This window comes from Kitasatospora sp. NPDC101183, assembly GCF_044767945.1.
Taxonomy (GTDB): domain Bacteria; phylum Actinomycetota; class Actinomycetes; order Streptomycetales; family Streptomycetaceae; genus Kitasatospora.
Map to the genome: position 1 here is coordinate 1 of NZ_JBIWOW010000013.1, position 24,924 is coordinate 24,924.

24 protein-coding genes are annotated in these 24,924 nt (G+C 74.6%); 7 read left to right on the forward strand and 17 right to left on the reverse strand.

Features of this window, described 5'->3' with window-relative positions:
• Positions 1-124: 124 nt before the first annotated feature.
• The 8 genes from ACIRRS_RS19245 to ACIRRS_RS19280 all read right to left on the reverse strand — a co-directional run bounded on the left by ACIRRS_RS19245 (position 125) and on the right by ACIRRS_RS19280 (position 8,873).
• Entirely contained in the window at positions 125-1,054 is a 930-nt protein-coding gene (locus ACIRRS_RS19245; protein ID WP_402972090.1) for a DUF4436 family protein, read from the reverse strand.
• A 121-nt stretch (positions 1,055-1,175) separates the two neighbouring features.
• A complete protein-coding gene (locus ACIRRS_RS19250; protein WP_402972092.1) occupies positions 1,176-1,973 on the reverse strand; it encodes an ABC transporter ATP-binding protein in 798 nt (265 codons plus the stop codon).
• Entirely contained in the window at positions 1,966-2,916 is a 951-nt protein-coding gene (locus ACIRRS_RS19255; RefSeq protein ID WP_402972094.1) for an ABC transporter ATP-binding protein, read from the reverse strand. Before ACIRRS_RS19255 ends, ACIRRS_RS19250 begins: the two co-directional genes overlap by 8 nt.
• A 52-nt stretch (positions 2,917-2,968) precedes the next feature.
• Positions 2,969-3,841, reverse strand: a complete 873-nt coding sequence (locus ACIRRS_RS19260; RefSeq protein ID WP_402972096.1) for an ABC transporter permease — start codon at positions 3,839-3,841, stop codon at positions 2,969-2,971.
• Positions 3,838-4,815, reverse strand: a complete 978-nt coding sequence (locus ACIRRS_RS19265; protein WP_402972098.1) for an ABC transporter permease — start codon at positions 4,813-4,815, stop codon at positions 3,838-3,840. The genes ACIRRS_RS19260 and ACIRRS_RS19265 overlap by 4 nt, the downstream gene beginning before the upstream one ends.
• Positions 4,812-6,464: an ABC transporter substrate-binding protein gene (locus ACIRRS_RS19270; RefSeq protein WP_402972100.1), complete on the reverse strand. Its 1,653-nt coding sequence runs from the start codon at positions 6,462-6,464 to the stop codon at positions 4,812-4,814. Before ACIRRS_RS19270 ends, ACIRRS_RS19265 begins: the two co-directional genes overlap by 4 nt.
• 44 nt (positions 6,465-6,508) lie before the next feature.
• The gene (locus tag ACIRRS_RS19275; RefSeq protein ID WP_402972102.1) at positions 6,509-7,519 is read right to left on the reverse strand and encodes an agmatine/peptidylarginine deiminase; all 1,011 of its coding nucleotides are present in this window, start codon (positions 7,517-7,519) and stop codon (positions 6,509-6,511) included.
• A 157-nt stretch (positions 7,520-7,676) separates the two neighbouring features.
• Entirely contained in the window at positions 7,677-8,873 is a 1,197-nt protein-coding gene (locus ACIRRS_RS19280) for an agmatine deiminase family protein (protein ID WP_402972104.1), read from the reverse strand.
• A gap of 159 nt (positions 8,874-9,032) precedes the next feature.
• Between ACIRRS_RS19280 and ACIRRS_RS19285 the strand changes: the two genes are divergently transcribed.
• The 3 genes from ACIRRS_RS19285 (at position 9,033) to ACIRRS_RS19295 (ending at position 12,796) form a co-directional block, all read left to right on the forward strand.
• Positions 9,033-9,668, forward strand: coding sequence for a TetR/AcrR family transcriptional regulator (locus tag ACIRRS_RS19285; protein ID WP_402972106.1), 636 nt, complete (start codon positions 9,033-9,035; stop codon positions 9,666-9,668).
• 79 nt (positions 9,669-9,747) lie between these two features.
• The gene (locus tag ACIRRS_RS19290; RefSeq protein ID WP_402972107.1) at positions 9,748-11,445 is read left to right on the forward strand and encodes a serine/threonine-protein kinase; all 1,698 of its coding nucleotides are present in this window, start codon (positions 9,748-9,750) and stop codon (positions 11,443-11,445) included.
• A gap of 157 nt (positions 11,446-11,602) precedes the next feature.
• Entirely contained in the window at positions 11,603-12,796 is a 1,194-nt protein-coding gene (locus ACIRRS_RS19295) for an agmatine/peptidylarginine deiminase (RefSeq protein ID WP_402972508.1), read from the forward strand.
• Between the two features lie 74 nt (positions 12,797-12,870).
• Here the strand turns inward: ACIRRS_RS19295 and ACIRRS_RS19300 are convergent, their stop codons facing one another.
• The 3 genes from ACIRRS_RS19300 to ACIRRS_RS19310 form a co-directional block, all read right to left on the reverse strand.
• A complete protein-coding gene (locus ACIRRS_RS19300; RefSeq protein ID WP_402972109.1) occupies positions 12,871-14,385 on the reverse strand; it encodes an FMN-binding glutamate synthase family protein in 1,515 nt (504 codons plus the stop codon).
• A gap of 152 nt (positions 14,386-14,537) precedes the next feature.
• Positions 14,538-15,965 (reverse strand): ATP-binding protein, encoded by a 1,428-nt coding sequence (locus ACIRRS_RS19305; RefSeq protein ID WP_402972111.1) that lies wholly within the window; start codon positions 15,963-15,965, stop codon positions 14,538-14,540.
• The gene (locus tag ACIRRS_RS19310) at positions 15,958-16,638 is read right to left on the reverse strand and encodes a response regulator transcription factor (RefSeq protein WP_402972113.1); all 681 of its coding nucleotides are present in this window, start codon (positions 16,636-16,638) and stop codon (positions 15,958-15,960) included. The genes ACIRRS_RS19305 and ACIRRS_RS19310 overlap by 8 nt, the downstream gene beginning before the upstream one ends.
• Before the next feature lie 139 nt (positions 16,639-16,777).
• On the opposite strand from ACIRRS_RS19310, the gene ACIRRS_RS19315 reads away from it, so the two are divergent.
• Together ACIRRS_RS19315 and ACIRRS_RS19320 are read left to right on the forward strand one after the other, a co-directional pair.
• Positions 16,778-17,332: a hypothetical protein gene (locus tag ACIRRS_RS19315; protein WP_402972114.1), complete on the forward strand. Its 555-nt coding sequence runs from the start codon at positions 16,778-16,780 to the stop codon at positions 17,330-17,332.
• 34 nt (positions 17,333-17,366) lie between these two features.
• A complete protein-coding gene (locus ACIRRS_RS19320; RefSeq protein WP_402972116.1) occupies positions 17,367-18,149 on the forward strand; it encodes a hypothetical protein in 783 nt (260 codons plus the stop codon).
• 1 nt (position 18,150) lies between these two features.
• On the opposite strand, the gene ACIRRS_RS19325 is transcribed toward ACIRRS_RS19320, so the two are convergent.
• From ACIRRS_RS19325 to ACIRRS_RS19340, 4 genes are read right to left on the reverse strand one after another with little or no spacing between them, the layout of a single operon-like run.
• Positions 18,151-18,783 (reverse strand): MarC family protein, encoded by a 633-nt coding sequence (locus tag ACIRRS_RS19325; RefSeq protein WP_402972118.1) that lies wholly within the window; start codon positions 18,781-18,783, stop codon positions 18,151-18,153.
• A gap of 47 nt (positions 18,784-18,830) precedes the next feature.
• Positions 18,831-19,676, reverse strand: a complete 846-nt coding sequence (locus ACIRRS_RS19330) for an ABC transporter ATP-binding protein (RefSeq protein WP_402972120.1) — start codon at positions 19,674-19,676, stop codon at positions 18,831-18,833.
• Positions 19,673-20,770 carry a FecCD family ABC transporter permease gene (locus ACIRRS_RS19335; protein WP_402972121.1) on the reverse strand — a complete coding sequence of 366 codons (1,098 nt, stop codon included), beginning with the start codon at positions 20,768-20,770 and terminating at the stop codon, positions 19,673-19,675. The genes ACIRRS_RS19330 and ACIRRS_RS19335 overlap by 4 nt, the downstream gene beginning before the upstream one ends.
• The gene (locus ACIRRS_RS19340; protein ID WP_402972123.1) at positions 20,767-21,765 is read right to left on the reverse strand and encodes a FecCD family ABC transporter permease; all 999 of its coding nucleotides are present in this window, start codon (positions 21,763-21,765) and stop codon (positions 20,767-20,769) included. The genes ACIRRS_RS19335 and ACIRRS_RS19340 overlap by 4 nt, the downstream gene beginning before the upstream one ends.
• Positions 21,766-21,855: 90 nt before the next feature.
• Between ACIRRS_RS19340 and ACIRRS_RS19345 the strand changes: the two genes are divergently transcribed.
• Together ACIRRS_RS19345 and ACIRRS_RS19350 are read left to right on the forward strand one after the other, a co-directional pair.
• Entirely contained in the window at positions 21,856-22,812 is a 957-nt protein-coding gene (locus ACIRRS_RS19345; RefSeq protein WP_402972124.1) for an ABC transporter substrate-binding protein, read from the forward strand.
• 277 nt (positions 22,813-23,089) lie between these two features.
• On the forward strand, positions 23,090-23,569 hold the full coding sequence (locus tag ACIRRS_RS19350; protein WP_402972126.1) for a hypothetical protein: 480 nt from the start codon (positions 23,090-23,092) through the stop codon (positions 23,567-23,569).
• Positions 23,570-23,614: 45 nt separating this feature from the next.
• Here the strand turns inward: ACIRRS_RS19350 and ACIRRS_RS19355 are convergent, their stop codons facing one another.
• A complete protein-coding gene (locus ACIRRS_RS19355) occupies positions 23,615-24,403 on the reverse strand; it encodes a VOC family protein (protein WP_402972128.1) in 789 nt (262 codons plus the stop codon).
• A 90-nt stretch (positions 24,404-24,493) separates the two neighbouring features.
• Positions 24,494-24,916, reverse strand: coding sequence for a hypothetical protein (locus tag ACIRRS_RS19360; protein ID WP_402972130.1), 423 nt, complete (start codon positions 24,914-24,916; stop codon positions 24,494-24,496).
• Positions 24,917-24,924: the final 8 nt, after the last annotated feature.

Below are 24,924 nucleotides of genomic sequence, written 5' to 3' on the forward strand. Positions count from 1 at the left end.
GTGGTGGTGGCGGCGCGGGCGTTCGTTGATGCGGTAAGGGGACGGGCCGGGGGGGGGGGGGGGCCGGGGGGGGGGGCCCCCCGGGGGGCCCCCCCCCCACCGCCCCCGCTCGGCCCGCCCCCGCTCAGGCCCCCTCCGCCGCCTCCCGCTCGCGCCGCAGCCGGTGCTCCGTCCGGATGCCGGACCAGGCCGTGCAGGCCAGGCTCGCCGCGATGATCCCCTCCGCCCAGAAGAACGCCAGGTAGTCGATCAGCGAGCCGATCGGCGGCGAGCCGGGCGCCGCGTTGCGCATGCCGATCAGCGCGAAGAGGCTCGCGGCCATCCAGCCCAGCGAGGGCCACACCAGGCCCTCCCGCTTGCGCAGGAGCACCTCGGCGGCGCCGAGGACGGCCAGGGCGATGGCCCACATGGCCGCGATCATGAACCAGCCGAGGATGAAGGTGCTGCGCGAGCGGACGATCCCGGCGTCCAGGGTGACGCCGGCGGCGGTGGCCCTGGCCTGCGGGCGCAGCACGAAGAACGGGTCCGCATCGGTGAGGGCGAGGCCGACGGGCACGGCCCGGCCGCCGCTGGTGGCGCCGAAGGCGGCCCCGGCGCGGTAGCGGTCGAAGGGGTAGTCGGTCTTGGTGCCCTCGGTCATGGCGATCTGGACGGCCTGGGCGGTCGGTTCCTCACCCTCGGCGACCTTGACGGTGGCCTTGGGCTGGCCGGCCACGGTGATCTCGACGGGGCGGGCGAAGGCCGGGGAGCCGGGCGCGGCGGCGAAGCTGCCGTGCGGGACGGGGGTGACGTAGAGCGTCAGTTGCTGGCCCGTCGGGTCGACGTCCTGGGCGGTGACGTCCAGCTCGATCCGGTCGGGTGCCGAGGGGGTCGCCAACTCACGTGTCTGTTCACGGGTGTTGCGCTCGTTGAGGTAGAGCCCGATGCCCGATCCGCAGAGGACGGCGACCACCGCCAGGAGGGCGGCGAAGCGCCAGTGGCGGCGGCGTCGGGGCGCCGGGGGCGCCGGGGTAGCGGCGACGGAGGGGGCGTTTTCTTCGATGGTGACCTGCACGGTCGTCCTTTCACGGCGGACGGGCCGGGCGGGCGGGGTCTCCGCCGCCCGGCGCCGTCCGCCGGTGGTGCTCGTATCCCCGGGCCGGCAGGTCCCACCACCTGCCGGGGCCCGGGCCGTCTTACAGTGCGCGGCGCGCGGCGGCGATCCGGTCGGGATGCCAGCCGGGCCGGGGGACGGACTCCAGCAGCAGCCGGGTGTAGGCGTGCTCCGGGGAGTCCAGGACGTGGGCGGTGGGGCCGGATTCGACGATCCGTCCGTTGCGCATCACGACCACCTGGTCGGTGACGCAGCGGACCACGCCGAGGTCGTGGGTGATGAAGAGGTAGCCGATGCCGGTCTCCTCGCGGATGTCGGCGAGCAGGTTGAGCACCTGCGCCTGGACGGAGACGTCCAGGGCGGCGACCGCCTCGTCGAGGACGAGGACGGCCGGGCGCACGGCCAGCGCCCGGGCGATGGCGACGCGTTGGCGCTGACCGCCGGAGAGCTGCCGGGGCAGGGCCTCGGCGGCGCGGGTGCCCAGGCCCACCTGGTCGAGGAGTTCGCGCACCCGGGCGCCGTGGTCGGTGTCGGGGAAGTGCAGCCGCAGGGTCTCGCGGAGCACGGCCTCGACGCTGGTGCGCGGGTCCAGGGAGAGGTACGGGTCCTGGAAGACCATCTGGACCTCGCGGGCGCGGGCCAGCCGTTCGGCCCTCCCCCGCGCCCGGCCGGCGCGGCCGCGGCCGTGGACGAGGACCTCGCCCGCGTCGGCCCGCTCCAGGCCGACGACGATGCGGGCGGTGGTGGTCTTGCCGGAGCCGGACTCGCCGACGATGCCGAGCGAGCCGCCCGCGTCGAGGGCGAAGGAGACGTCGTCCACGGCGCGCACGCCGCCGAAGGCGCGGTGCAGGCCGGTGACCCGCAGGACGGGCTCAGCCATCGGTGCGGCTCCCTTCGAGCGGGTGGTGGCAGGCGGCGCCCCGCCGGATCTCGGGGGCCTCCTCGCGGCAGAGGTCGGTGGCGTAGGCGCAGCGTTCGGCGAAGGCGCAGCCCGTCAACTCCCGCCGCAGGTCGGGCGGTTGCCCGTCGATGGCGGAGAGCCGCCCGGGCGTGGCGTCCAGTGCGGGGGTGGCCGCGAGGAGGGCGGCGGTGTACGGGTGGCGGGGGTGCTCGAACAGGTCGGCGGCGGGGCCGTGTTCGGCGATGCGCCCGGCGTACATCACGTAGACCCGGTCGCTGATCGCGGCGGCGAGGCCGAGGTCGTGGGTGACGAACAGCAGGCCGGTGCCGAAGCGTTCGCGCAGCCGGCCGAGCAGGGCGACGACCTCGGCCTGGCTGGTGACGTCGAGCGCGGTGGTGGGCTCGTCGGCGAGCAGCAGGACCGGGTCCCCCATCAGGGCGGCGGCGATCATGACGCGCTGGAGCATGCCGCCGGAGAGCTGGCCGGGGTAGCGGCGCATCAGCTCGGGGCCGAGGCCGACGGCGTCGAGGAGTTCCGCGGCCCGCCGGTCGGCGTCCGCGGCGCTCGCGCCCCCGGCCAGGCGCACGCTCTCGGTGAGGAAGTCGCCGATGCGCCGCAGCGGGTTGATGGCCGCCCGGGGGTCCTGGAAGATCATCGCGGCCCGGCCGCTGCGCAGGGCGCGCAGCCGCCGGCCGTCCGTGGTCAGGACGTCCTCGCCGTCGACGAGGACGGTTCCCGAGGTCTCGGCGCCCGGTGGCAGCAGGCCGAGGGCGGTGCGGGAGGTGAGGGTCTTCCCGGAGCCGGACTCGCCGACCAGGGCGACGGTCTCGCCGGGGCCGACGGCGAGGTCGACCCCGTCGAGGACGGGCCGGGCGGTGCCGGGCAGGCGCAGCCGCAGGCCCTGGATGTCGAGGGCGTTCATGCGCTCCCTCCCGTACGGGGGCGGTTGTTCACGCGGTTGTTCACGCGGATGTTCACGCGGACCTCCGGGCGACGCGGTCGGCCCAGCGCTCGCCGACCACGTTGAAGGCGACGACGGTGAGCACGATCAGGGCGCAGGGCAGGATCGCGGAGAGCGGGTAGCCGTGCTGGATCGCGGTCTGGCCGTCGAAGACCATCCGCCCCCAGTCGGGGGTGAGGGCCGGCACGCCGAGTCCGAGGAAGGAGAGGCCGGCGAGGTCCATCAGGGCGTAGCCGAAGTTGACGGCGGACTGGGCGAGGACGATCGGCGCGATGTTGGGCAGGACGTGCCGCAGGCAGATCTGCGTGGCGGAGTGGCCCTGGACGAGGTACGCGGAGACGTACGGCCTGGTCCGCTCGGCCAGCACCAGCGAGCGGGTGAGGCGCGAGACGTACGGCAGGTAGGCGATCGCGAGGGCGACGACGGGGGCGAGCAGCCCCTCCCCGTACACCGAGACGATCAGGATGGCGAGCAGCATGCCGGGGAAGGCGAAGACCAGTTCGGTGCTGCGGGAGAGGACGGAGTCGAGCCAGCCGCCGCGCCAGCCGGCCGCGAGGCCGACGGCGATGCCGGCCGCGGTGGAGAAGGCGACGACGCCGAGCGGGCCGAGCAGCGAGGTGCGGGCGCCGGTGAGCAGCCGGGAGAGGGTGTCGCGCCCGGCGGCGTCGACGCCGAGCAGGTGGTCGGGCGAGGGCCCGGCGAGGGCGTTGCCGAGGTCGAGGCCGTTCGGGTCGTACGGCGCCAGCCAGGGCGCGAGCAGCGCGGCGAGCACGACGAGGGCGGCGAAGCCGAGGCAGAGCAGGTGCAGGGGCCCGCCGGCGGTGCGGAGCCGGGCGAGGCCGGGGCGGCGGGTGAGGCCCGGCCGCTGCGTGAGACCGGTACTCATGCGCCGGACCTCCTGGAGCCGAGGGCGACCCGGGGCTCGACGAGCGGGTGGAGCAGGTCGACGACCAGGTTCACCGTCATGAACAGGGCGACGATGATCAGGGAGATGGCCTGGACGGTCGGGAAGTCCTTGGTGGTGGTGGACAGTTCGAGGAGCTGGCCGAGGCCGCCGATACTGAAGGCGGACTCCACGAGGACGGTGCAGACCAGCAGGGTGGAGACGATGAGGCCGCCGGTGGTCAGGACGGTGCCGAGCGCGTTGCGGAACACGTGGCGGCTGATCACCTCGCGCTCGGGGACGCCCCGGCTGCGGGCGACGGTGACGTGCTCGCCCTCCAGCGCCTCCAGCATCGCGGAGCGGGTGACGCGGGCGAGCATGCCGATCAGGTACAGCGCGAGGGCGAGCGCCGGCAGGGTCAGGTGCCAGAGCATGTCGCCGAGGCCCTCGCCCGCGCCGCTGGTGGGGAACCAGCCGAGCTTCACCGCGAAGAGGCCCTGGAGCAGGACGGCCGCGACGAAGGAGGGCGTGCCGAGGGCGAAGGTGGTGGTGACGAGGATGGTGGAGTCGGTCGCTCCGCCGCGCACCGCGCCGAGCCGGCCGAGCAGCAGGCCGACGGCGGCCACGACCACCAGGGCCATGGCGACCAGCAGCAGCGTGGCGGGGAGCCGGTCGGCGAGGAGCTTGGAGACGTCGGTGCGGTAGGTGAGGGAGCGTCCGAAGTCGCCCTGGAGGACCTGGCCCAGCCACCGCAGGTAGCGGACCAGGAACGGGTCGTCCAGGTGGTACTGCGCGTTGATCGCCTGGAGGGCCTCCGGGGAGGCCGACCGGCCGGAGAGCAGGAAGCTCGCCGGGTTGCCCGGCGCGAGGTACATCGCGCCGAACACCACGAAGGACGCGCCGAGCAGGGTGAGCGCCATCTCCAGCAGGCGGCGGGCGGCGAACCTCAGGAAGGCGCCCGCTCCGGGGGAGTTCACCGGGCGGCCCCCACGTCGGCGGCCCACGGGTAGTACATGTACGCGATGGTGGTCGGGGCGCCGGTGATCCGCCGGTTGAGGAAGAGGGCGGTGGGCCACTCGGCGACGGGGAGCCAGAGCAGCTGCTGGGAGGCGGTCCGCTGGAGCTCGGCCTCGATCGCGGCGCGCTTGGCCGGGTCGTACTCGGCGGTGGCCCGGTCGACGAGGGTGTCGTAGGCCGGGTCGCTGTAGCCGCCGAAGTTCTGGTAGGCGCCGGTCTTGAAGTTGGCGAGCAGGTCGAGCGGGTCGGTGATCGAGTCGTAGTACGTCTCGGGGAAGAGGTCGAGGCCCTCGCGCGCCTTGGGGTCGGTGAACAGCGAGGTGAAGGCGTTGGGGGCGATCGTCCTGAGCTGGACGTCGAGGCCGATCTTCGCGCCGGCGGCCTGGACGGCGGTGGCGAGCAGGGAGACGTCCTGGCCGATGGTGCTGGTGGCGACGGTGACGGTCTTCCCCGTCGCGCCGGCCTCCTTGACCAGGGCCTTGGCCCGGTCGAGGTCCTGGGCGGTGGGGGTGAGGTTCTCGAAGGCGCTCTTCCGGACGTCCTCGGGGGCGCCGGCCCAGGCGGCCCTGGTGGTGAGCGAGCCGGTGACCGTCCCCGCTCCGGCCAGGCCGGTCCGGGTGAAGCCGGAGCGGTCGAGGGCCAGGGAGAGCGCCTTGCGGACGCGGACGTCGCCGAGGACGCCCTTGAGGTTGGTGACGTTGAGGTTGACGGTGCTCAGGCCCTCGCCGAAGTACAGCGTGCCGGTGCCGCTCTTCCTGAGGCGGTCGTAGCTCTCGGTGGGGATGAGGTAGCCGCCGTCGACCTCGCCGCTGAGCATCGCGTTGGTGCGGGCGGAGGGGTCGGTGAGGAAGCGGAAGACGGCCTTCTTGGCCTTGGCCTTCGTCCCCCAGTAGTCGTCGAAGCGCTCCAGTTCGACGGACTGGCCCTTGGACCAGGCGCCGAGCTTGAAGGGGCCGGTGCAGTCGAGGCTCCCGGCGGTGCCGTAGTCCTTGCCCGCGGCCTCCACCCCGGCCTTGGCGGCGACGACGCCGGCGGCCGTGGCCATGTACTGGGGGAACTGGGAGTCGGGGCGCTTGAGCTTGACGGTGACCTGGAGCGGGCCGGTGGCGGCGACGGAGTCGACGTTCTGGAAGACCTGGGCCCAGGCGGAGGCGTTGTCCGGGTTGGTCTGGCGGCCGAAGCTGTAGACGACGTCGTCGGCGGTCATCACCGAGCCGTCGTGGAAGTGGACGCCCGCGCGCAGGTCGTAGACCCAGGTGGTCGGGTCCGGGTTGGAGGCCTTCTCGGCCAGTCCGGGGGCCAGGGTGAGCTGGGGCGTCCAGCGCATCAGGCTCTCGCAGACGTTGGCCAGGACGGTGTTCTGCGGGTAGTCGAACGCCTGGAGGTAGTCGAGCGTGGGCGGCTCGGCGTAGACGGCCCAGGTGAAGGAGTCGATGTCGCCCTGGGCGGGCGGGGTGGTGGCGGAGAGCTTGACGCCCGCCTGGTCGCCGTCGGCGCCGTGCGGCGGGCCGGAGCAGGAGGCGACCAGGGCCGTGGCGCACACCAGGGCCGTGGCGGCGAGGGCGAGGCGGCCCGGGGAGGGGGCCCTTCTCGCGGGGGTGAGGGTCATGAGGGTGGGCTTTCGGTCGGAGCGGGAGAGGAGGCGGGCGGGCGTCAGACGCGGGCGGCCGGGACCTGCTGGGTGATGCAGTGGATGCCGCCGCCGCCCCAGGCGATGACCCGGGAGCGGACGCCGACGACCTTGCGGCCCGGGTACGCCCCGGCGAGGACGGCGAGGGCGCCCTCGTCCGCCGGGTGGTCGGCGACCGGGACGACGACCGCGCCGTTGGCCAGGTAGTGGTTGAGGTAGCAGACCTCGACCTCGCGGCCGTCGACCTCGACGAAGGCGGCCTGCGGAACGTCGACGATCTCGAAGGGGCGGCCCTGGGCGTCGGTGGAGTGCTCCAGCACGGCGCGGTTGGCCCGCATCCGGGCGTAGTCGGGGTGCTCCGGGTCGGAGGGGAGCTGGACGACGACCTTGCCGGGGGCGGCGAAGGCGCAGACGCCGTCCACGTGGCCGTCGGTCTCGGTGTCCAGCAGGCCGCCGTAGGGCAGCCAGACGACCTTGGTGACGCCGAGGCGCAGCTTGAGTTCCGCCTCGATCTGCTCGCGGGTCAGGCCGGGGTTGCGGTTGGGGTGGAGCAGGCACTGCTCGGTGGTGATGAGGGTGCCCTCGCCGTCGACGGTGATCGCGCCGCCCTCGAGGACCATCTCGGAGCGGACGGCGGGGACGCCGAGGTGCTCCAGCAGCAGGGCGCCGATCCGGTCGTCGGCCTCCCACGGGTGGTGCTTGCCGCCCCAGGCGTTGAAGCGGAAGTCGACTCCGGCGCGGCGGCCTTCGCCGTCGAGCACGATGAGCGGGGCGGAGTCGCGGAACCAGGAGTCGTCCAGGGGCAGTTCGACGACGGTGACGACGGCGCCGCAGTGCGAGCGCGCGTCCTCGCCGTGGCCGGGCGGGGCGACCATGGTGACGGGCTCGAACTCGGCGATGGCGCGGGCGACTTCGGCGTACTCGCGCTTCACCTCGGCGAGGGTGGCGCCCCAGAGCTCCTCGCGGACGGGCCAGGCCATCAGGCAGCCCTCGTGCTCGGTCCACTCGGCGGGCATGCGGTACGTGTCGGTCACGGGATACCTCTTCGGGTTCGGGGTGTGCGGGTGGAACGGTGCTGCGGTGGAACGGTGTTGCGGTGTTGCGGTGCTGCGGTGTTGCGGTGTTGCGGTGGGCCCGGCGGCCCGCCTCCGTGGGGTCGGTCCTGCGGGCCGCCGGGAGTCCGGGGCCGCCTCAGGAGGCCGGCGGCACGCTGGGCTGGGACTGGGTGGCGCAGTGGATGCCGCCTCCGCCGCTCGCGATGGTGTCGATGTCCAGTTGGACGACGTCCCGGTCGGGGAAGGCGGCCTGGAGGATCGCGTACGCCGTGCCGTCGGCGGCGGTGTCGCCGAACTGCGGCACGAACACGGCGCCGTTGGCGGTGTAGTAGTTGGTGTAGCTGGACAGGAAGTCCTTCCCGCTGCCCCGGATCAACTGCCGGTCCGGGCCGGGGAGTTCGGTGATGACCAGTGGTCGGCCCTGGGCGTCGACGGCACCGGCCAGGATCCGCTTGGACTCCTGGTACACGTCGATCCAGATCTGTTCGGTGCCCGGCCCCGGCTGGTCGAGGATGACCTGGCCGGGGGCGGTGAAGCGGGCCAGGCAGTCGATGTGGTCGTCCGTGATGTCCTGGCCCGCCAGGCCGGGCAGCCAGAGGACCTTGCTCAGGCCCAGGCTGGACTTCAGGGCCTGCTCGACCTGCGCCCGGGACATCCCGGGGTTGCGGTTGGGGTTGACCAGCGAGCTGACGGTGGCCAGCAGGGTGCCCTGGCCGTCGGTCTCCAGCGCGCCGCCCTCGCCGGTGAACGGGGCGCGGACGCGGGTGACGCCGTAGTCGGCCAGGAGGGTGGCCGCGACGGCGGCGTCCTCCGCGTACGGCTGGTAGTACGGGGTGCCGCTCTTGCCCCAGCCGTTGAAGTTGGTGTCGAGCCCGGCGATCGCGCCCGGGGCCGTGAGGAAGGTCGGGCCGAAGTCCCTGATCCACAGGTCGTCGTTGGGGATCGCGAGGACGGTGATGCCGTACGCGCCACCGCGGCCCAGCCAGTAGCGGGCGTCGGCGGCCTGGCTCGGGCGGGCGACCACGACGACGGGCTCGTACCGGGAGATCGCGTAGGCGACCCGGGCGATGTCGTCGCGGACGGCGGAGAGCTGGCGGCCCCAGATGGAGGACAGGGCTGGCCAGGCCATGAAGGTGCGGTCGTGCCGGTCGGTCTCGGCGGGCATCCGCAGCCCGGTGGGGGCGGGTGCGGGTGCCGCGTGGGCGGCGGAGGGCAGGGCGGCGGGCAGGGCCGCGCCGAGCGCCAGCGCCGGGACGGCCGCCGCTCCGTACCGGAGCACGCTGCGGCGCGAGGGGGCGGGAGAAGGGGTGGGGGCAGGCGTGGAGGTGGTCATGAACGCTCCCTGGAGAAGGTGGGAGGTGTGGGGGTTGCCCCGCATCCTGTACCTCACTGAAAATCCAGTCAAGCTTGTGAGCTGGATTACGCATAATCCACTGACAAATCCATCAGGATTTCGTCAGGACCGCATCCAGGACGGGTACAGTGGGCGTCCATGTCAGACCGTCGGACAGGGATACTCCAGGCCGCCACCCGCGTCATCGCCCGACGCGGCGTGCGCGGCCTCCGGATGGGCGAGCTGGCCGCCGAGGCCGGCGTGTCCACCGCGCTGATCTACTACCACTTCACCGACCGGGCGGGCGTCCTGCGGCGGACGCTGGAGTACATCGGCGACCGCGCCGACCACTACACCGCCGAGGACCGCCCCGCCCCCGACCAGGGCGGGCACCAGGCCGAGGACCCGCGCGCCGACCTCGAACAGGTGCTGCTGCTGGAGCTCCAGGACACCGCCGAGGTGCGGGAGAACAGCACCGCCTGGGGCGAGCTGCGGGCCTCCGCCGTGTTCGAGCCGGAGCTGCGCCAGGACCTGGCGCGCAGCACCCACGGCTGGGTGCACGACATCGCCGGGCTGCTCTCCCAGGCCGACCCGGGCAGGACCGCACCCGCGCACGCGGCCGCCGCCGAGCGGCTGACGGCCCTGGTCGAGGGCCTCAGCGTGCGCTGGCTGAGCGGCTCGCTGCCGGTCGAGCAGGCCCGCCGGCTGCTGCGCGGCGCGGTGGCGGCGGAGCTGGGCGGGCCGCCGCCGGGCGGGGACGGGCAGCCCGCCGGGGCCGGATTCGGCGAATCCTGACGAAACCTCTAAACTCTGCGGCGCCAGCGGGCCGCGCCCGCCTTCCCAGTCCCCAGTCCCGCCGAGAGAGGCAGCCCGCATGTCCGCTGACCGGTCCCCCTTCGCCCTCCGGCCGGTCTTCGAGGCGCTGGCCCCGGACGACCCGCGCGAGGTCGGCGGCCACCGGCTGTACGCGCGGCTCGGCGCCGGCGGCATGGGCCGGGTCTACCTCGCATACACCCCGGGCGGCCGCCCGGTGGCGCTCAAGGTGGTGCGCCCCGAGCTGGCCGGGGACCCGGAGTTCCGGGCCCGGTTCGCCCAGGAGGTGGCCAGCGCCCGGCGCATCCACGGCCTGTTCACCGCCCAGCTGGTCGACGCCGGCCCCGACGACGCCACCCCCTGGCTGGCCACCACCTACGTGCCCGGCCCCTCCCTCCATCAGGTGGTGCAGCGGTTCGGGCCGCTCCCGGAGCGCACCGTCCTGCTGCTGGTCGCCGGGATCGCCGAGGCGCTCCAGGCGATCCACGCCAGCGGGGTGGTCCACCGCGACCTCAAGCCCGGCAACGTGCTGATCGCCGCCGACGGCCCCCGGGTGATCGACTTCGGCATCGCCCGCGCGGCCGACGCCGTCGCCCTGACCGGCACCGGGCTGCAGATCGGCTCCCCCGCCTACATGGCCCCCGAGCAGGCCGTGGGCCTGGCCGCCACCCCGGCCACCGACGTCTACGCCCTCGGCGCCCTCGCCGTCCACGTCGCGGGCGGCGCCCCGCCCTTCGGCGACGGCCCGCACCCGGCCACGCTCTACCGGACGGTCCACGAGGAGCCCGACCTCGGCCGGGTGCCGGAGGGCCTGCGCGAGCTGCTCCGGCACTGCCTGGCCAAGCGCCCCGAGGACCGCCCGACCACCGCCCAGGTGATCGCCGCCGCTGCCGGACACGCCGCCGTGGGCGGGCACCTCCGGTTCGGCGAGGACTGGCTGCCGCAGCCCCTGACCAGCCAGATCACCCGCCACGCCGACCTCCCGCAGGTGCCCGCCGAGGCTCCCGAGGCCGTCGACCTGAACGCGGCCCCCACGGCGCTCGCCCCCGCCGCCACCCCGGGACCGACACCGGCACCGGCACCGACACCGACCGTCCTCGCCGCCGTGCCGGACACGCCCCCGGACGTACGGCGCGGGCGCGGGGCCCCGCGCCCCAGGCGAACCCGGGGGCGCACCGCGCTGATCGCCGCCGTCGCCCTGGCCGTCGGCGCCGCCGCCACGGCGTACGTGCTCGACGACTCCGACCCGGTGGAGGCCGCGGCGGTCGAGGCCCCGACCCCGGACACCCCCGCAACCAGCACCGTCGGGACGCCCGCCGCCGCCTCACCGACCCGCTCCCCCACCGCCGCCCCGACCCGCTCCGCACCCCCGGCCCCCGCCGCCGCCTTCACCGCCGACTACCGCGCGGTGGAGCTGACCTCGGCGGACGCCGGGTACGAGTTCGACCTGGCCTCGGGCACGGTGGTGCCCGTGGACAGCGCCGGCTGGTACGTGGGGCGCACCGACGCCGAGTTCCTGATCCCCGAGAACGCCGACTCCTACGTCGGCCGGGACTCCGGCCTCGGCCTCGCCGAGTGCCTCCAGGGCCTCGGCAGCCACCCCACCGCCCGGGTGCCGTTCAGCGCCCTCGGGCCGCGCGGCGCCTTCTGCGTCCGGTCGGCGGACGGCCGCGAGGTGGCCGTCGTCCGGGTGCTGTCGACGGCGGGCGCGGACGGGCCGGTCAAGGTCTCGCTGGACCACTACCGCCGCAAGGGCTGACACCCCAGAGGGAGGGCTGCCCTGCAGCCTCCTCGCGAGCTTGACTGACTTTTCAGTCAATGCGAGAGTTCAGCCCAGGCGATGCCGGGCCACCGTGCCCTCCGCCCCCGCCGGACCCGTCCCACCCTCGGCCCCACCGGAGTCCCCCGTGTCCCCCGTGTCCCAGTCCTCCCCCGCACGCCGCACGGTGCTGCGCTCCCTCGCCGGCCTCGGCCTGATCGCGGCCGGCGCCACCGCCTGCGCCTCGGGCGACGAGGACGTGGCGGAGCCCGCCACCCCCTCGCAGCCCTCCCCCACGAGCACCGGCGCCGGCCGGCCCTCCGCCCCGGCCGCAACGCCCGCCCGGGGCCGTCGGCTCGGCGGCGAATGGGAGCGCCACGAGCGGACGTTCATGGCCTGGCCCGCCTCCGAGAACGTCTGGGGCGAGCAACTCGCCGCCGTCCGCAAGGACATCGCCTCGGTGGCCCGCGCCATCGGCGGGCGCGAGCCGCTGGTGATGCTGGTCCGCCCCGGCCAGGAGGACTCGGCCCGCAACGCCTGCGGCAAGGACGTCGAGCTGCTCACCGCGCCGGTGGACGACCTGTGGGCCCGCGACACCGTGCCGGTGTTCGTCGAGGAGGGCGGAAAGGTCAAGGGCGTCGACCTCAACTTCAGCGGCTGGGGCAGGAAGCAGCAGCACGAGGGGGACGCCAAGGTCGCCCGCGCCGTCCTGGAGAAGTACGGCGTCGAGCGGATCGAGACCCGGCTGGTCGCCGAGGGCGGCTCCTTCGAGAGCGACGGCGAAGGGACCCTGATGGTCACCGAGAGCTCCGTCGTCAACGACAACCGCAACCCGGGCATGAGCCGCGACCAGGTCGAGGCCGAACTCGAGCAGGCCTTCGGCGTCACCAAGGTCGTCTGGCTCGCCGGTGTGAAGGGCAAGGACATCACGGACGCCCACGTCGACTGCCTGGCCCGCTTCGTCGCCCCCGGCGTCGTCCTCCTGGACCGCGCCTTCCCCGGCACCCCGCCCGACGTCTGGTCCCGCGCCGCCGACCAGGCCCGGGCCGCGCTGGCCGAGGCCGTCGACGCCGCCGGCCGCAGGCTCAAGGTGATCGAGGTCCCCCAGCCCGACCCGGACAGGATCACCGGGCGCGGCGAGGCCTTCGTCTCCTCGTACATGAACTTCTACATCGGCGACAAGGGCGTCTACCTGCCGAGGTTCGGCGACGACCGCGCCGACGGGCACGCCCAGGAGGTCTTCAAGGACCACTTCCCCGGCCGCGAGATCGTCCCGCTGCAGATCGACACCATCGCCTCCGGCGGAGGCGGCATCCACTGCTCGACCCACGACCAGCCCGCCGCCGCCTGACAAAACGCCGCTCAGACGAAGGCTCGCCACCCCGGCGGGGGTGGCGGGCCTTCACACCGTCCGACGGCGACCCGTCAGTCCGTCATCAGCGAGGTGACCCCGGCGGCGAGCTCGGGCCCGAGGGCGCCCCAGCCCTCCTTGTAGCCGTAGACGGCGGCGAGGGTGCGGGCCTCGTAGTCGCCGTTGAGGATCTCGATGTCGTCCGCCGTGATCAGCGACGGGTGCGCGACACCGACGGCCGAGGAGACCTTCAGCAGCTCCTTGCGCAGGGTGCGCAGGTAGACGGCGGCGCGGGTGGACTTCGAGGCCGGGTCGAGGCCCCGGGCCAGCCAGGCGTTCTGGGTGGCGATGCCGGTGGGGCACTTGTCGGTGTGGCACTTCTGCGCCTGGATGCAGCCGATCGACAGCATCGCCTCGCGGGCCACGTTGATCATGTCGGCGCCCAGCGCGAAGGCCACCGCCGCGTTCTCGGGCAGGCCGAGCTTGCCGGAGCCGATGAAGGTCAGGTCGTCCGTCAGGCCCAGCTCGGCGAAGGTGCCGTAGACCCGGGAGAAGCCCATCCGGAACGGCAGCGACACCGAGTCGGCGAACATCCGCGGCGCCGCGCCGGTGCCGCCCTCGCCGCCGTCGACGGTCACGAAGTCCACGCCCCGGTCGCCGCGCTCCATCAGGGCGGCCAGCTCCTGCCAGAAGCCCATCTCGCCGACGGCGCTCTTGATCCCGACGGGCAGGCCCGTCTCGGTGGCTATCAGCTCGACGAAGTCGAGCATCGAGTCCACGTCGTGGAAGGCGCTGTGCCGCGAGGGCGAGGCGCAGTCCTGGCCGACCGGGATGCCGCGGATCCGCGCGATCTCGGGCGTCACCTTGGCGCCCGGCAGCATGCCGCCCAGGCCCGGCTTGGCGCCCTGGGAGAGCTTGATCTCGATCGCCCTGACGGGCGCGCCGGCGACGACGTCCTTGAGCTTGTCGAGGTTGAAGGTGCCGTCCTCGTCGCGGCAGCCGAAGTAGGCGGTGCCGAGCTGGAGGACGAGGTCGCCGCCCTGGCGGTGGTACGGGGACAGGCCGCCCTCGCCGGTGTTGTGCATGACCCCGGCCTCGGCGGCGCCCTTGTTGAGGGCGGTGATGGCGGCGCCGGAGAGCGAGCCGAAGCTCATCGCCGAGATGTTGACCACGCTGGCCGGGCGGAACGCCTTGGCGCGCCCGCGCGGACCGCCCAGCACCTTGGCCGAGGGCAGCGGGGCCTTCGGGTCGTGCGCGTCGGGCAGCTTCCCGGCGAAGGTGCGCTGCTTGAGGTAGGCGTGGCCCTGCACGTGCTCGACGTCGACCTCGGTGCCGAACCCGAAGTAGTTGTTCTCCTCCTTCGCCGAGGCGTAGATCCAGGTGCGCTGGTCGCGGCTGAAGGGGCGCTCCTCCTCGTTGGAGGTCACGATGTACTGCCGCAGCTCCGGCCCGATCGTCTCCAGCAGGTACCGGGCGTGCCCGAGCACCGGGAAGTTCCGCAGGAGCGCGTGCTTCTTCTGGACGAGGTCGCGGGCAGCCAGAAGCGCCACCGCAGTCGCGGCGGCCGCGCCGATCTTCCGGGCTTGCATGGACGTTCCTCCTCGGTGGGCGACCCCGTCGCCGTCGGCGGGGTCGTCGTGTCGTGTCGACGACGGACGGGCGCACCGCTCCGGGCGGGCACCGGCGTCCGTCGAAGACCCGATCGTAGGAGGCTTCTCCGGCGCCCCTGCGGGCAGGGGGGTCAGGCGCTGAGCGGCAGCCGGGTGCGGAAGGTGGTCGCGCCGGGGGTGTCCGGGGCGGTGAGGGTGCCGCCGTGGAGGGTGGCGATGTCCCGGGCGATGGGCAGGCCCAGCCCGGCGCCGCCGTCGTCGCGGCTGCGGGCGTCGTCGAGGCGGGTGAAGCGCTCGAAGATCCGCTCGCGGTCCTCCGGGGCGATCGGCGGCCCGTCGTTGGCCACGTCCAGGACGGCGTGGCCGCCCTCGGCGACGAGCCGTACGGACACGCCCTCGCGGGCGTGGCGCTGGGCGTTGTCGAGCAGGTTGGTCAACAGCCGCCGCAGCCACTGGGGATCGCCCGCGACCGGCGCGGCCGCCTCCGCGTGGACGGTGACGGGGTGCGGCCCTGCGGTGCGGGCGGCGACCGTCTGGTGCACCAACTCGGCCAGGTCGACGGCCTGTTCGGGCCGGCCCTGCCCGGTGGCGTCCAGCCGGGCGAGCAGCAGGAGGTCCGCGGCGAGGGCCTGGAGGCGCTCGGTGTCCTCCAGGGCGCCCGCGACCAGGTCGGCGCGGACCTGCGGATCGGGGTGGGCGAGGGCGACCTCCAGCTGGGTGCGCAGCACCGTGAGCGGGCTGCGCAGCTCGTGCGAGGCGTCGGCGATGAAGCGCCGCTGGCGCACCCCGGCGGCCTCCAGGCGGCCGAGCATGGCGTTCATCGTCCCGGCGAGCCGGGCGATCTCGTCGTCGCTGCCGGGCTCGGGCACGCGCCGGTCGAGGTCGCGGTCCCCGATCGCGGCGACCTCGGCGCGGATGGCCTCCACCGGGCGCAGGGCGAGGCCGGTGGTGCGCCAGGTGAGCAGGCCGACGGTGACCAGCAGGAGGGTGCTCACCGCCGTGAGCGCGACCTTCGTCAGGTCTCCGGCGGCGTCGGCGGTGCGCAGCGAGGCGCCGACGTGGACGGTGACGGGGCCGGCGGGGGTGTCGGCGGTGACGGTGGCGACGCGCTGGTGGTGCTCGTCGCCGAGCGCGCCGAGGTCGAAGCTGCGGTGGCCGTCCCGGTGCCCGGCGGGCGCGAGCGCGGGGTGCCCGGCGAGGTTCTGGCTGGCCGCCACCACCCGGCCGTGCGCGTCGACGACCTGGATGAAGTCGGTGCCGTGGTCCAGCGGCGGCTGCGCGGTGAGCCGTCCGTCCTCGGCGAGGCGGGCGACGGCCCGGGCCTGCTCGCGGGCGCCGTTCTCGACGGTCCGTTCGAGGTTGGCGCGCAGCAGGAGGACGACGGCGGCGGAGGCCACGGCCAGCACGAGGGCGACGCTGACGCAGGCGGCGAGGGTGGTGCGGGCCCGGACGGAGCGCGGGGTGAGCCGGTCGGCGAGGGCGGCCAGGCGCGGGTGACGGTCGAGGCGGCGGCGCAGGGCGGCCCGTACGCGTACCCGGCGCGGCGTGCGGTCAGCCACCGTCGGCCGCCAGCCGGTAGCCCGCGCCGCGGACGGTCTGGACGGCGGCGCGCCCGTACGGGGTGTCGATCTTGCGGCGCAGCGCGCTGACGTGGACCTCGACGGTGTTGGGGTCGCCGTCCGCTCCGGCGTCGTCCCAGACGGCGTCGAGGATCTCCCGCTTGGAGACGGCCTCCCCGGCGCGGCGGGCGAGGTGGTCGAGGATGGCGAACTCGCGCGGGGTGAGCGGGACGGCGTCCCCGGCGCGGGTGCAGGTGCGGGCGGCGGAGTCGACGACGAGGTCGCCGAGGACGGTGCGCCGGGGCGCGCGGCTGCCGATGCGGCGGGCGAGGGCGCGCAGGCGGGCGACGAGCACGACGAAGGAGAAGGGCTTGGAGAGGTAGTCGTCGGCGCCGGTGTCCAGGGCCTCGGCCTCGTCCCACTCGCCGTCCTTGGCGGTGAGCATCAGGATGCCGACGTCGCTCCCGGCGGCGCGCAGCCGGGAGCAGACCCGGTAGCCGTTGAGGCCGGGCAGCATGATGTCGAGCACGACGGCGTCGTAGGCGTGGTCCATGGCCCGGGCGAGGCCGGTCAGGCCGTCGTGGGCGATGTCGACCGTGAAACCCTCGGCGCTCAGGCCGTGCTTCAGGGCCTGGGCCAGCCGCCGTTCGTCCTCCACCACCAGTACGCGCATGGGCACCAGGGTGTCAGGTCCGCGTGAGGGCGGGCTGAAGGGGTCTTCAGGTCTTCAGCCCGCCTTCAGCATGGTCGGGCCATCCTTGCGTCCTCGCTCGGGGACGGCCCGGGCCTGGCCGAGGATCGGGGTGGGTGACGTGAGCGACGCGCACGAGGCACAGGAGCAGGCGCCGGAGCCGGGGAAGGCCGGGGCGGTGCGGCTGCGCCGGGTGCGGCGCTGGGTGCGCGGGCGGTCGGCGCGCTGGGTCGTGGCCGGGGCGGCGGTGGTCGTCCTCGGCGGCGGCGCGGCGGCGGTGGCCGTCCACCACGGGGAGGGGCACGGCGACGGGCGGCGCTTCGCGGCGGGCGAGCAGGAGCACGGCGGCCACCAGGGGCGGCACGGCCACCACGGGCAGGACGGGCAGGACGGGCAGCACGGGCAGCACGGGCAGGACCAGCGGAACCGCCAGGAGGAGAACGCCGGTGGCGACAGCGCCGAGGCACCCGCGCCCCTGCCGTCCGCCGACGCCGCCTCGGCCCTCGCCAAGGCCTCCGGCGCGGTGTCCGGCGGCAAGGTGGAGTCGCTGGCCCCCGTCTCCGAGCAGGGCGGCGGCCGGGCCTGGCGCGTCGTGGTCCTCGGCCCGGACGGCGTGCGGCACGCGGTGACCGTCGACGGCGACACCGTGACCGGCAACACCGTCCTCGGCGGCTGACCCGCCCCCGTCCCCGTCTAAGGAGCCCGTCCCCGTGGACGCCGTGACCACCCCCCGCACGACCCCCCGACCCGCGCCCGCCCCGCCCCTGCTGAGCAAGGTGCCGCAGGTGACGGCCGTGTTCTGGGCCGTCAAGGTCCTGACCACGGGGATGGGCGAGACCACCTCCGACTACCTGGCCCGCACGCTGGGGCCCGTCCCGGCGGTGGGCTCGGCCGCGCTGCTGCTCGCCGCGGCGCTGTTCGCCCAGGCCCGGGCCCGCCGGTACGTCCCGGCGGTGTACTGGGCGGCGGTGGTCATGGTGAGCGTCTTCGGCACGATGGCCGCCGACACCGCGCACGTCGCCCTCGGGGTGCCGTACGCGGCCTCGGCGGTGGCGTTCGCCGCCGCCCTCGCCCTGGTCTTCGCGCTGTGGCGCCGGACGGAGGGGACGCTCGCCGTGGAGACGGTCGCGGGCGGGCGCCGCGAGGTCTTCTACTGGTGCGCGGTGATGGCCACCTTCGCCCTCGGCACGGCCGTCGGCGACCTCACCGCCGCCACCCTCGGCTGGGGCTACCTGCCCTCCGGGCTGCTGTTCGCCGCCCTGATCCTCGTGCCCGCGCTCGCGCACCGGCTGCTGCGCCTGTCCCCCGTGCTGACGTTCTGGTGGGCGTACGTGCTGACGCGCCCGCTCGGCGCCTGCTTCGCCGACTGGGCGGGCGTCAGCCATGAGCGCGGCGGACTGGACCTGGGGACGGGGCCGGTCAGCCTGGTGCTCGCGGTGGTCATCCTCGCGGCGGTGGCCGCCCTGGAGGCCGGCGGGCGGCGCCGCCGCTGAGTCAGTGGCCCTCGGGCAGGTGGACGCCGAGGCCGTCGAGGCCCTCCAGGAACAGCTCCACGCCGACGGCGGCGAGCAGCAGGCCGAGCAGCCGGGAGAGCACCTCCAGCGAGGTGCGGTGGGTGCGCCGCATCAGCGGGGCGAGGAGGGCCACGCAGACGTAGTTGATCAGCGCGACGGCGACGTAGGCCCCGGCGACGGTGGCCTTCCAGCTCCAGGCGTCCCGGTTGAGCGAGGCGACCAGGACGGCGGTGATGGCCAGGGGGCTCGCGATGTAGGGGAGCAGCAGGGCGCGGATGCCGTCGACCAGGGGGTTGGGCAGGTGCTCGTCGTCCTCGCCCTCGCCTCCGAGGTGGACGCCGAAGACGAGGGCGACGGCGTAGACGAAGAAGATCGTGCCGCCGGCGAGCTGCAGCGACTGGTCGCTGATGTGGAACAGCTTCGTCACGTACTTCGCGCCGAAGCCGAGCACCAGGCCGATCACCGCCGCGATCCCGGTGCTCCACGCGGCGAGGCGGCGCAGGTCCCGGGTGGTGCGGTCGGCGGCGAGGTGGGCGAAGGTCAGCAGGGTCTTGGGCGGGCCGACCACGGCGAAGAACGTGACGAACGCGCTGCTCAGGTTGAAGACGAACATCCCACCAGCATGCCCTCAGCGCCCGCCTCCGGGGGAACGGCGGGCCGTCAGGCCGGCTGCCGGTCGGCTGCGTCGGCCGTGTCGACTCGCGCGCGGGCCAGGCCGACGGGGCAGACCACCGGGGTGCCGTGGACGGGGTCGGTGAGGATGGCGCTCTCCACCCCGTAGAGGTCGCGCACCAGCTCGGGGGTGACGATCTCGCGCGGCGGGCCCTGGGCGGCGACCCGACCGTCCCGCATGGCGATCATGTGGTCGGCGTAGCGGCAGGCGGTGCTGAGGTCGTGCAGGACGAGGACGACGGTGCGGCCGCGCCCGGTGACGAGGCCGCGGACCATCTCCAGGACCTCCAGGGCGTGGCCCATGTCGAGGGCGGAGGTGGGCTCGTCGAGCATCAGGATGTCGGTGTCCTGGGCGACGGCCATGGCGATCCAGGCGCGCTGGCGCTGGCCGCCGGAGAGGGTGTCGAGGGGGCGGTCGGCGAGGTCGTGGAGGTCGGCGGCGCCCAGGGCGTGCTCGACGGCCTCGGCGTCGGCGGCGGACCACTGGCGCAGCAGGCCCTGGTGCGGCTGGCGGCCGTAGCGGACGAGGTCGCGCACCGTCAGCCCGTCCGGGGCGGTGGCGGACTGCGGGAGCAGGCCGATGATCCGGGCGATCGCGCGGGTGGGCAGCGAGGTGAGCGGGGCGCCGTCGAGCAGGACGGCGCCGGCGCGGGGGGCGAGGGTGCGGGCGAGGCCGCCGAGCAGGGTGGACTTGCCGCAGCCGTTGGGGCCGACGATGGCGGTGACCTGCCCGGCGGGCAGGTCGAGGTCGAGCTCCCGGACGACGATCGCCTTGTCGTGGCCGAGGCTCAGCCCCTTCGTCCCGAGGAGGTGTGCGGCGGTAGGGGTGGTCATGCGGTCCTCCGGGGGCGGGTGGTGAGCAGCAGCCAGAGCAGGTACGGGCCGCCCACGACGGCGGTGACGAGCCCGGCCGGCACCTCCAGCGGGGAGAGGAGGGTGCGGCCGAGCAGGTCGGCGGTCAGGGTGAGGGCGGCGCCGGCGGCGGCCGAGGTGAGGACGGGCACGGTGCGCGGCCCGGCGATGCGGCGGGCGAGTTCGGGGGCGGCGAGCGCGATCATGCCGAGCGGCCCGGCGACGGCCACGGCCAGGCCCGCGCAGACCACGGCGACCACCAGCACGGCGACGCGCAGCCCGCGCACCCGGACGCCGAGGCCGGTGGCGACGGCGTCGGAGAAGCGCAGCAGGGAGAGGCGGCGGCCGAGCAGCATGCCGAGGGGCAGGCAGACCAGCAGCCCGAGTTGCAGGTAGCCGACGGCGTCGGCGTCGCGGCCGTTGAGGGTGCCGACCGTCCAGGCGTAGGCGGCGTTGGCGGAGTCGATGGCGGCGCGGGAGAGCATCAGGTTGGTGACGGCGCCGAAGACCGCGCCGACACCCAGGCCGACGACGAGGAAGCGGTAGCCGTTGCGCCCGGTTCCCCCGCCGAGGGCGAAGGCGAGCGCGGCGGCGGTGGTGGCCCCGGCCAACGCGGCGGCGGAGGGCAGCAGTTGGGCGGCGGTGCCGGTGACGGAGGCGACGGCGAATGCGGTGGCGCCGTTGTTGAAACCGACGGTGTCGGGGGTGGCCAGCCGGTTCTGGGCGAGGGTCTGCATCAGGCAGCCCGCCGCGCCGAGGGCGGCTCCGACGGCGAGCCCGGCCTCGGCGCGGGGCAGCCGCAGCTTCTCCACCAGCAGGACGTCGCGGGGCGTGCCGCTGCCGAAGGCGGCGCGCAGGGCGTCCACCGGGTGGAGGTTGGTCTCGCCGACGGCCAGGCAGACGGCGGTGACGGCCAGGACGGCGACGAGCAGGGCGGCGCAGCCGAGCAGCGGCCGGACGGGCAGCAGTACCGAGCGGTCGCCGAGGGCGATCAGCCGGGTGCCGGGCGGCGCCTCGGACTTCGCGGGCTTCGTGGCACCTGAGGCGTTCGTGGATTTCGTGGCAACGGGGTTCACAGCGCGGGCATTCTGTGCGAGCGGACGACGGCGACGAGGACGGGCGCGCCGCACAGGGCGGTCATCACGCCGAGCGGCATCTCGTACGGGCGGGCGACCAGCCGGGAGGCGACGTCGGCGAGCAGCACGACGGCGGGCCCGAGCAGCGCGGAGACGGCCAGCAGCCGCCGCAGGTCGGGCCCGACGAGCGCCCGGGCGGCGAAGGGCACGACCAGGCCGACGAAGGAGACCGGCCCGGCGATCGCCGTGGCGGCGCCGACCAGCAGGGCGACGGAGGTGACGGCGAGGGCGCGGGCCCGGCGGGGCCTGTGCCCGAGCCCGGTGGCGACGTCGTCGCCGAGGCTGAGCGCGGTGAGCGACGGCCCGGAGGCCAGCGCCAGGGCGAGCCCGATCACCAGCACCGGCAGCACGGCCACGAGTTGGTCGGTGCCGCGCCCGGCCACGGAGCCGATGGTCCAGAAGCGGATCTCGTCGGCGGCGCGGGAGTCGGAGAGCAGCAGCACGGAGGAGCCGGCGTTCATCAGCCCGCTCAGCGCGGCCCCGGCGAGGACCAGCCTCACGGGGTCGTCGCCCGCGCCGCGCAGCCGGGCGGCGCCCAGGGCGAGCAGGCAGCCGACGGCGGCGCCGAGCACCGCGACGTACGGTCCGACGCTCGCGGCGCTGGCGCCGAGCACGATGGCGACCACGACGGCGAAGGAGGCGCCGGTGCTGACGCCCAGCAGTCCGGGTTCGGCCAGCGGGTTGCGGGCGGCGGCCTGGAGCACGGTGCCGGCGACGCCGAGGGCGAGGCCGACGGCGAGGGCGACGGCCGTGCGGGGCGCGCGCAGGTGGAACACGGTGAACCGGGAGTCGGAGTCGCCGTCACCGAGCAGGGTGCCGAGGGCCCGTGACGGCCCCACCTCCCCCGCGCCGAGCAGCAGGCTCGCCAGCACGGCGGCCAGCAGTATCGCGGCGGCGGGCAGAACTCCCCGCAGCAGAAGTGATCGGGACCTCACACCGGGCCTCCCCTTTCCGGGCTTTTCCTATGGTTAGGCTAACCTCAGGAATGAATTCGTCCGTAAACTACCATTGCTCGGAGAAGAGTCATGTTTGGCACCCGCTTTACCAAGGCCGTGCTCGGTGCGGCCGTCGTCGGCACGCTTTCCCTGGGCCTGGCGGCGTGCAGCTCCTCCGGGTCCGACGGGTCGAAGGGTGACGGCGCGTCCTCCTCCGCCGCGAAGGGCGGCAAGCGCAGCATCGAGACCGCCTTCGGCACGGTCGAGGTTCCGGCCGAGGCCAAGCGGGTCGTCGCCCTGGGCGACACCGCGCTGGACACGGCGATCTCCGTCGGCGTCACCCCGGTCGGCACCAGCTCCAGCCGTGGCGGCACCACCGCCCCCGCCTACCTGAAGGCGGACGGCATCCCGCTGGTGGCGACGGTCAAGGAGCCCAACATCGAGGCGATCCTCAAGGCCACCCCGGACCTCATCCTCGCCTCCTCCGGCATCGAGAAGTCCCAGTACGACCAGCTCGCGGCCGTCGCCCCGACCGTCGTGCCCAAGGCCGGCAACTGGCGCGAGGTCGCCACCGCGCACGGCGACGCGCTGGGCCACAAGGACGACGTGACGGGCAAGCTCGACGCCCTGGACAAGCGCGCCGCCAAGGCGGGCGAGGGCAAGACCGGCTCGGCCGTGGTGATGCGCTGGATGCCCAACGGGCCGATCGTGATGAACACCACCAACATGCCGGGCGACCTGCTCAAGAAGGCCGGCGCCGGCACCGTGCCGATCGCGGACGAGCTCGGCAAGCAGCCGCACTCGGACCCGCTGTCGATGGAGAACCTCAACAGGGCGGACGCGGACAGGATCTTCGTCGCCACGCTCAACGCCGAGGGCGAGAAGGCCCTGGAGACGGCCCGCCACCAGCCCGCGTTCATGCGCCTGAAGGCCGCGGTGACGGACCACGCGGTGGGCGTGGACGGCCAGGTCTGGAGCAGCAGCTCGGGCCCGATCGCGGCGGAGAAGGTCGTCGCGGACATCGAGAAGGCGTTCGCGACCCCCTGATTCCTGGCATGAATGCGGCTGGCCGACCGGATCCCACCGGTCGGCCAGTCGCATTCACCCCCCCGCGCCATTTTTGACGGAGGGTCAATTCGCCCCGGAAATCCGGAACCCCGGGAATCCGGGAATCCGGAGGTGATGCCCCAGAAGAAGTGGCGGAGCACCTCGGGCTCGGGGTCATGCACACGGGGACCTGAGTAGCCGTACTCATGCCGGACACCGGCGGCCGCCGCGAGGATCGACTCGCACTCGGCCGCCCGTCCCGGAGGAACCCACCACCATGTCCGCCACCACCGCTCTCCTCGTCCCCGCCACCGCCGTGTCCGCGCGGCAGGTCCTCGCCGTACGGCTGGCGCGCTCCGGCGCCTGGCTGTGGACGGCCGCGGGGGTCTACGGCCTGGCGCTGCGGCCCCGGTTCGCCAGCACCCTGCCGCCCCGGGACCAGTGGGGCTCGGAGGAGTCCACGGCCCACGTGTTCGACCTGGCCGCCAACGGCTTCGTCATCGTCGCGATCGTCGCGACGACGGTGTGGAGCGTCGCCTTCTGGGCCGTGACCGCCCGGCTGCTGCGCCGGGGCTCCGGGGCCGCGCGCGGCCTGGCCGTCGGTACGGCGCTGGTCACCGGCCTGACCGCCGTCCGGGGCGTCGGCATGCTCTTCGGCCCGCTGGACGGTGCGCGGGCCCTCGCCGTCCTGCTGCCGCTGCTGGCGGTGAGCACGGTGGCCCTGCCGGCCTTCCTGCGGCTGCCGCGGCAGCACTGAGCGCCGAAACCGCCCGATCAGGCGGTTTCGGCGCTCAGACGGCCCCTAGGCGGGCGGCGTCACCGAGAGCTTGATCATCGCGAACGGGGCGCCCTGCGGGTCGGCGACCACCGTCATCCGGCCGGCCATCATGTCGAACGGCGGCGCGAGGACCGTCCCGCCCTTCTTGACCAGGGCGTCGACGGTGGAGTCCACGTCGTCCACCGCGAAGTACGTCAGCCAGTGCGGCGGAGTCCCGGGCGGGTCGTTGGCGAGCAGCGAGGCCCCGCCGATCGTCCGGCCGCCGACCTTGAGCTCCCAGTAGTGCTCGGCGCCCGCCATCTGCGTGATCTCGATGCCGAAGGCCTCGCCGTAGAAGGCGGTCGCGCCCTCGATGTCGTTGGTGTGCAGCTCGTTCCAGGTCAGCGCGCCGGGCTCGTTGACCACACCCGCGCCGGGGAACTGCAGCGCCTGCCAGACGCCGAACACCGCGCCCTGCGGGTCCGCGGCGACCAGCATCCGGCCGAGCGGGCCCACGTCCATCGTCGGCACCAGCAGCGTGCCCCCGGCGCGGACGATCGCCTCCTGGGTCGCCTCGGCGTCGGTGGTGGCGAGGTAGCTGGTCCACACGGTGGGCGGCGGCGGGGCGCCCTCGGGGGCCATCGCCGGGCCGATGCCCGCGGCCGGCTTGCCGTTCAGCAGGCAGACCGCGTACCCGCCGAACTCCGCCGGGCCCGGCTCGCCCTGCCAGCCGAACAGGTCGCGGTAGAAGTCCAGCGCGGCCTGCTGGTCCTTCGCCATCAGGTCGACCCAGCACGGGGTGCCGGTCGCGTACGGGGTGGTGACGTCGGACATGCTCGCTCTCCTGAATCCGCTGCGGGTCCCCCGCCCGTCACCCTCCCGCCGTCCGGCGCGTTCCGCCACCGGAGCGGGACGGCCCGGGGCTCAGGTGCGGACCTTCCGGGGAGCGGCCGCGGAGGCGATCCACGGTGAGGCGTAGGCCGCGATCACGGCGATGACCGGGGCACCGATCACCGCCAGCACCCCGAAGACGCCCCCGTCCGTGACCACGCCCAGGACCACGTTCACGGCGACGTACGTCTCCCAGACCGCCAGCGCGGCCCACCACTTCCGGACGACCGGTCGCACGGCGGTCGCCGGACCGGCCAGCATCCACCCCGCCGCCAGTCCCGGCAGCACACCGCTCGGCACGGCGAAGGCCAGGCACTTCCACATCCACGGGAGACACGACGGATCTCGGACCGCCTCCACCGTCGTGTGCCCGAAAGCCATCAGCGCCCACGGCCAGCAGCCCACGAGGCCCACCAGCCACGCGGCCCGGGCCACCACTCTCCCCTTGCCGGTCATCAGGCGTC

Bases quoted from the DNA above. Each gene is read 5' to 3' on its own strand.
- ACIRRS_RS19250 (WP_402972092.1), bottom strand. From the start codon at position 1,973: ATGGCTGAGCCCGTCCTGCGGGTCACCGGCCTGCACCGCGCCTTCGGC.
- ACIRRS_RS19255 (WP_402972094.1), bottom strand. From the start codon at position 2,916: ATGAACGCCCTCGACATCCAGGGCCTGCGGCTGCGCCTGCCCGGCACC.
- ACIRRS_RS19260 (WP_402972096.1), bottom strand. From the start codon at position 3,841: ATGAGTACCGGTCTCACGCAGCGGCCGGGCCTCACCCGCCGCCCCGGC.
- ACIRRS_RS19270 (WP_402972100.1), bottom strand. From the start codon at position 6,464: ATGACCCTCACCCCCGCGAGAAGGGCCCCCTCCCCGGGCCGCCTCGCC.
- ACIRRS_RS19280 (WP_402972104.1), bottom strand. From the start codon at position 8,873: ATGACCACCTCCACGCCTGCCCCCACCCCTTCTCCCGCCCCCTCGCGC.
- ACIRRS_RS19285 (WP_402972106.1), top strand. From the start codon at position 9,033: ATGTCAGACCGTCGGACAGGGATACTCCAGGCCGCCACCCGCGTCATC.
- ACIRRS_RS19290 (WP_402972107.1), top strand. From the start codon at position 9,748: ATGTCCGCTGACCGGTCCCCCTTCGCCCTCCGGCCGGTCTTCGAGGCG.
- ACIRRS_RS19300 (WP_402972109.1), bottom strand. From the start codon at position 14,385: ATGCAAGCCCGGAAGATCGGCGCGGCCGCCGCGACTGCGGTGGCGCTT.
- ACIRRS_RS19310 (WP_402972113.1), bottom strand. From the start codon at position 16,638: ATGCGCGTACTGGTGGTGGAGGACGAACGGCGGCTGGCCCAGGCCCTG.
- ACIRRS_RS19325 (WP_402972118.1), bottom strand. From the start codon at position 18,783: ATGTTCGTCTTCAACCTGAGCAGCGCGTTCGTCACGTTCTTCGCCGTG.
- ACIRRS_RS19330 (WP_402972120.1), bottom strand. From the start codon at position 19,676: ATGACCACCCCTACCGCCGCACACCTCCTCGGGACGAAGGGGCTGAGC.
- ACIRRS_RS19345 (WP_402972124.1), top strand. From the start codon at position 21,856: ATGTTTGGCACCCGCTTTACCAAGGCCGTGCTCGGTGCGGCCGTCGTC.
- ACIRRS_RS19350 (WP_402972126.1), top strand. From the start codon at position 23,090: ATGTCCGCCACCACCGCTCTCCTCGTCCCCGCCACCGCCGTGTCCGCG.
- ACIRRS_RS19355 (WP_402972128.1), bottom strand. From the start codon at position 24,403: ATGTCCGACGTCACCACCCCGTACGCGACCGGCACCCCGTGCTGGGTC.
- ACIRRS_RS19360 (WP_402972130.1), bottom strand. From the start codon at position 24,916: ATGACCGGCAAGGGGAGAGTGGTGGCCCGGGCCGCGTGGCTGGTGGGC.